Here is a 5,271-nt window from a genome sequence, read left to right on the forward strand (position 1 = left end):
GATGGCGGAGTGGATGGCGGCACCGTCGCCACCGGCGATTCCCTGTACATCCCCATCGCCCTGGCGACGGATGGGGGCACCCCGGATGCCGGCCCCGGCTATGCCACGTCGCTCGGGGCCAAGAGCGGCGGCGTGCGCTTCTTCTTCTACGAGAACGAGCGCAACGTGGCCCAGTACGCCGCGACCCAGCTCGAGGACACCTACCGCTACCTCGTGGATCGCTTCAAATTCGTCCCCACGCAGACCTTCCCCTACTACCTCTACAGCAGCTACCAGGAGTTCCTCCAGACCAACATCATGCCGGTCTCGGAGGGCACGCTGGGCGTCACCAGCACCCAGGGGGATCTGGATCTGACGCTGCCCTACATGGGGGATCACCGCCTCTTCGGGGAGATCAGCACCCACGAGATGGCGCACCAGTTCACCATCCAGAAGGTCCGATTCCTCGGCGAGCAGGCCAAGGTGGCGGGGGATCCGCTCAACAGCATTCCCCTGTGGTTCATCGAAGGTCTGGCCGAGTTCTACGCCAAGGGTGGGTTGGATCCCGAGGGCGAGATGATGGTGAGGGATCTGCTCATCAATCCGGACCTGATGCGCGGGTACGCCTTCCTGGACTTCTGGTCGCCCGGGCCCTACGGCTTCGTGTGGATCTACAAGATGGGGCAGGCGCGCTGTCAGTTCCTCGAGGAGACGTACGGGGCGGGCATCATCCAGAAGATCCTCGACAACTCGCCCAAGCTCGTCTCCGGCACGGGCACCACGCCCAACCTCCAGTTCGATGGGCTGGTGGAGCTGCTCACCGGGGATGAACCGCCCAAGGTGGCCTCGAAGTTCGAGGCGTGGCTGAAGCAGCGCTCCTACCGCACCTACCTCAAGGCCGAGCAGGCCAACCCCGCGCTGGAGGTGCTGCGCGAGCGCAAGGGGATCGTCACCGCGCTCAACAGCTCGCCGGATGGCCGGGTGCTCATGTACCGGAGCGTCGTTCCCGAGACGGGCGAGAGCCAGCTCATCATGTTGGATCCGCGCGTCCCCGATCAGAGCGTGAAGGTGCAGGGCGACGGCGTGCCCGGCTACGAGTCGCTGCACCCCATCTTCGGGCGCAACTTCGCCATCGCCGGCAACAGGCTCGCCTTCGTCGCCGAGTCCCAGGCGCGCGACATCCTCTACGTGCAGGAGTACACGCACAGCGCCGAGCCCATCACCGGCTTCGGCGGGACGATGGAGCCCCTGGGCCGCAGCCCGTACATGGCCACCGGCTCCGGGCTGAAGAAGGAGCCGTCCGTCAAGGTGCGCTTCAACATGGGCAATCGCGTGGCCTACAAGCTGGCCGACCACGGGCTCATCTCCGCGTACTCGCCGGCCTTCTCGCCGGACGGCACGAAGCTGGCCTTCATCGCACTGAGCGAGACGGGCACGCGCGACGTGTACGTGCTGCCGCTGGACCAGGGCCAGGACGTGGCGCCCCAGCAGATCACCCAGGACGTGTACGCCGAGCGCAGCCTCACCTGGGGCCAGGCTGGCATCGTCTTCGCCTCGGACGCCACCGCGCACGGCTACTACAACCTCTTCCGGGTGAAGCTGGAAGATCCGAGCAAGGTGGAGCGCCTCACCACCGAGGCGAGGGATCATCAGGATCCGATGGTGACGACGGAGGGCCGGCTCTTCTTCGTGGCCTACGACAAGAGCCGCTCGGACCTGTACGAGTACACCGGCGGGGGCAGCATCGTGCGACGCACGGACGTGACCACCGGCCTCTTCGAGCCGAGCCCCGCGCCCGAGGGCAACCTGTGGACGCTCTTCCACGTGTCCGGGGAGCGCAAGCCGGCGCTGCTGCGCGCCAACCAGCTCATGAACTTCGCGGTGGCCAGCGCGACGCCGGAGAAGGCCGGGCCGCCCAGCCCGCTACCGCAGCGCTCGCTGGTGGGTGCCGAGCCCTACAAGCCCTTCGCCCGGGAGAACATCGACCTGGGGCCCATCATGGGCTTCGCGGGCGCTGGCGGCGGCGGCTTCTACGGCCAACTCTTCGCCTCCGCCACGGACCGGCTGCACAACCACGGCCTGCTCTTCCAGGTGGCCATCTACGGCTCCATCGACCTGACCGACGGCTACCTGCTCTACCTCAACCAGGAGAACCGCACGACGTGGGGCGGCGGCGTCTTCCAGTCCCTGCGCTTCCGGATCGACCCGACCCTGAACCAGACCGCGAGGGATCTGCCCTACTTCCTGCGCATCTCCGGTGAGCGCTTCTTCGGCGCCACGGGCATCACGCGCTACCCGCTCAGCACCTTCTCCTTCCTGGAAGCCAACCTGAGCATCGGCGGCGTCTCGTACTTCCTCGACCCGACGACCATCTTCTTCCTCAACCTGCCCGAGGTGAACAAGATCGGCGACCTCTATACGCCGTGGCGGCAGGCCAACCAGGGCGTACGCTTCCAGACGGAGGGCTCGGTGGCCTGGGGCTACAACACCCTGCGCTACCACTACACGGGCACGCCCATCTCCGGCACCTCGCTGCTCACGGAGCTCACCACCGGCGTGCAGCCCTTCCACGGCCAGGTCTTCGGCAACGTGCGCCTGGACGCCGAGCGCTACTTCCCCCTCCACCTGGGCAGCACCCACGTGCTGCTGCGCGGCGGCGTGGGCACCAGCTTCGGCGGACGCTTCTCGCGCTCCTATTACCTCTCCAGCTTCGACACCATCCGCGGCGTGCCCTTCGGCAATGAGCAGTGGTTGCTCGGCCAGCACTACCTGTACTCCACCGCGGAGCTGCGCATCCCGCTCGATGCGCTCATCCGCGTGGCCTTCCTCAACACCCTGATGGGCGTGGCGGGCGTGGACTTCGGTGGTGTGGGCGGCTCGGCCCGGCAGATGTGGGACCGCCGCGTCCTCGACGCCGCGGTGGGCGTCAACGTCGGTCTCGGGCCCCTCCTGCTGCGCCTGCACTTCGCCTACCCGTTCGACATCCGCGCTCCCGCCGGCCGGCCCGCCGACAAGTGGGTGACCCAGTTCTCCATCGGCCTCGCCGGCCTCGAGGGCTACCTGTTCAAGGGGCACGGCAAGGCCACCCCGGGCGCCAAGCCCCCGCTCACCGCTCCCGCCAGCCTCGGTGGGATGCGCGTCGGCGGGAACTGACAGGCGCGGGGGGCGCGGTCAGGACTGAGCGGCCACCAGCGCGGCGTTGGCTCGCGCCAGGGGGCCGCCGTCGTGCGGAATGCGCTCGAAGTCGCCTCTCAGGGCCTTGAGGGCGAACTTCTCCAGGTCAATCTCCTTGCGCGTCCGCACCCCCAGCATCCGCACCAGCCCCGCCAGCGGGCCGAAGCCGAGCAGGCCGTGCTGCAACAGCAGCCCCGCCGCCACTCCGCTCACCACCCGCCAGCCCCGGCCATCCTTCGCCCCGAGCACCAGCCCGAGCACCGTCACCGTGGAGGCCGCCACCGACACCACCCGGTTCAGGTCCCACTCGCGCTCCAGCTTGTTCAGGTAGTCGGAGATGGCCGCGCGGTCCTGCTCCGCCATGTGCCGGACGCACCCCTCCACCCGCTCATCAATCCGCCGGTTCACTCCGTCCGCCGTGTGCGTCCGCACCGCGTCGGTCGACATCCGGTTCCATGACTCCATCGCGCCACCCTCCACTCGCAGGCCGTCTTTCCGAAGGTAGGGATGCGCCCAGGAGCGAGTCACTTCGTTCCCCACGCATGCTCGCCCGCCTCCCCGCACTGCTCAGCGGGCGTGCGGATGCCTAGCTTGGCGGCGTGACTCGTTTCCCTCGCCTGTTGCTCGCTTGCCTGCTCGCTGGCACGGCCTGCATCCACCGCGACTTCCCGCAGCAGCTCCGCATCCACCAGAACCTGCCCGACTCCGGGCCGGAGTTCTCGTTCGTCCTCTATCAGTCCGTGGGCGTGGGGCTGCGCCCCGGTCACGTCGTGGAGTTGGTGCAGGACGACCACATCCTCGAGGCGTTCGAGAGTGAAATCCGTCAGGCCCGTACGTCGCTCCACCTCGTCACCTCGAGCTGGCAACCGGGCGAGGCCTCGGAGCGACTGCTACATGCCTTCGAGAACCGCCAGCCGGGCGTGGTGTGCCGCGTCCTCGTGGACCCGCGCGACAGCCCGGACTTCGTGGAGCAGGTGCAACCGCGGCTCGTCCAGGCCGGGTGCGACGTGCGCTCCTTCCGCCCCTTCGTCGGCTCCGAGGTGATTTTCGATGACGAGCGGCTGTCGGCGCGCAACCACCGCCAGCTCCTCATCCGCGATGGCCTCAGCGGACTCACCGGAGGCGCGGGGGTGGGGCCCGCCGCCTGGCGCGACACCTATGTCCACGTGGAGGGCCCATCCGTGCGCCAGTTCCAGCGGGCCTTCGCCGAGGGCTGGCAGGAGGCCAGTGGCGAGCTGCTCCCGGACTCGGCCTTCCCCGTGCTGGCGCCTCAGGGCGAGGCCCGCGCCGGCTTCGTCGCGAGCAGCGGCTCGCCCTCGCTCAGCCACTCCGAGCGCATGGTGCAGGTGCTCATCGCCTCCGCCCGACACCGGCTGTGGCTCACCAATGCCTGCTTCGTCCCCACCGCCGCCACCGCGGACATGCTCATCCGCAAGGCCCGCGAGGGCGTGGACGTGCGCGTCCTGGTGCCAGGCTCGCGCCATGGAGGCCCTCCCGGGATGCTCTCCGCGCAGCGCACCAGCTACGAGCGCCTCCTGGAGAATGGCGTCCGGCTCTGGGAGTACCAGCCCACTCCCCTGCACGCCCGCACCATCCTCGTGGACGAGCGGCTGGCCGCCGTGGGTTCCATGAGCCTCGAGCCGCGCTCGAGCTCGATGCTCTCGGAGGGAACCCTCGTCGTCGAGGACCCCCAGCTCGCCCGTGCGCTCGCCTCCAGCTTCGAGCGCGATCTGACGAGCGCGGTGGAGATCCGCCGGGACGGGTGGCGACAGCGCGGGCTGTTCGATCGCTTCGCCTACCAGCTTCCCGCCTCCGTCGTCGGTTGCCGTTAGCGAGTACCCGGAAGCCCACGTCGGACAACGGTTGCCCCTCCCGGGAAAGCCCGCTTCTCATTTTCCGGGAGGACACCATCGGCCAGCGGACAGAAGGGCCCCACAAGGTCGGGCATCGCCCTTGCTCTACCCGGGGACGATGAGACTCGCCCGCCTTCTGTGCTCCCTGTCCGTGACCCTGCTGTTCGCCTGTAGCGCCGAGCGCCCCTCGGTGGAAGAAGGACCGGCGCCCGTCCACGAGGACTCGCCGGTCAGTCCTCCCGAGCAGGCGACCTCGGGCCCCCCG

The 5,271-nt window shown here is 68.9% G+C and carries 3 protein-coding genes; 2 read left to right on the forward strand and 1 reads right to left on the reverse strand.

All coding sequences use genetic code 11. The features are described 5' to 3' along the window. On the forward strand, positions 1–3,132 hold a 3,132-nt coding region (locus VF794_RS34780; protein ID WP_331117428.1), incomplete at its 5' end, for a tolB protein precursor protein. Between the two features lie 18 nt (positions 3,133–3,150). On the opposite strand, the gene VF794_RS34785 is transcribed toward VF794_RS34780, so the two are convergent. Further along, the gene (locus VF794_RS34785) at positions 3,151–3,600 is read right to left on the reverse strand and encodes a hypothetical protein (RefSeq protein ID WP_331117429.1); all 450 of its coding nucleotides are present in this window, start codon (positions 3,598–3,600) and stop codon (positions 3,151–3,153) included. A gap of 152 nt (positions 3,601–3,752) precedes the next feature. Here VF794_RS34785 and VF794_RS34790 point away from each other — a divergent pair, with 152 nt between their 5' ends. Further along, a complete protein-coding gene (locus tag VF794_RS34790) occupies positions 3,753–4,985 on the forward strand; it encodes a phosphatidylserine/phosphatidylglycerophosphate/cardiolipin synthase family protein (protein WP_331117430.1) in 1,233 nt (410 codons plus the stop codon). Positions 4,986–5,271: the final 286 nt, after the last annotated feature.

It is taken from the genome of Archangium sp. (assembly GCF_036389735.1).
Classification (GTDB): Bacteria; Myxococcota; Myxococcia; order Myxococcales; family Myxococcaceae; genus Archangium.

What these genes read in the sequence shown, in the direction of transcription:
- VF794_RS34785 (WP_331117429.1), bottom strand. Translation starts at nt 3,600, where the DNA reads ATGTCGACCGACGCGGTGCGGACGCACACGGCGGACGGAGTGAACCGG.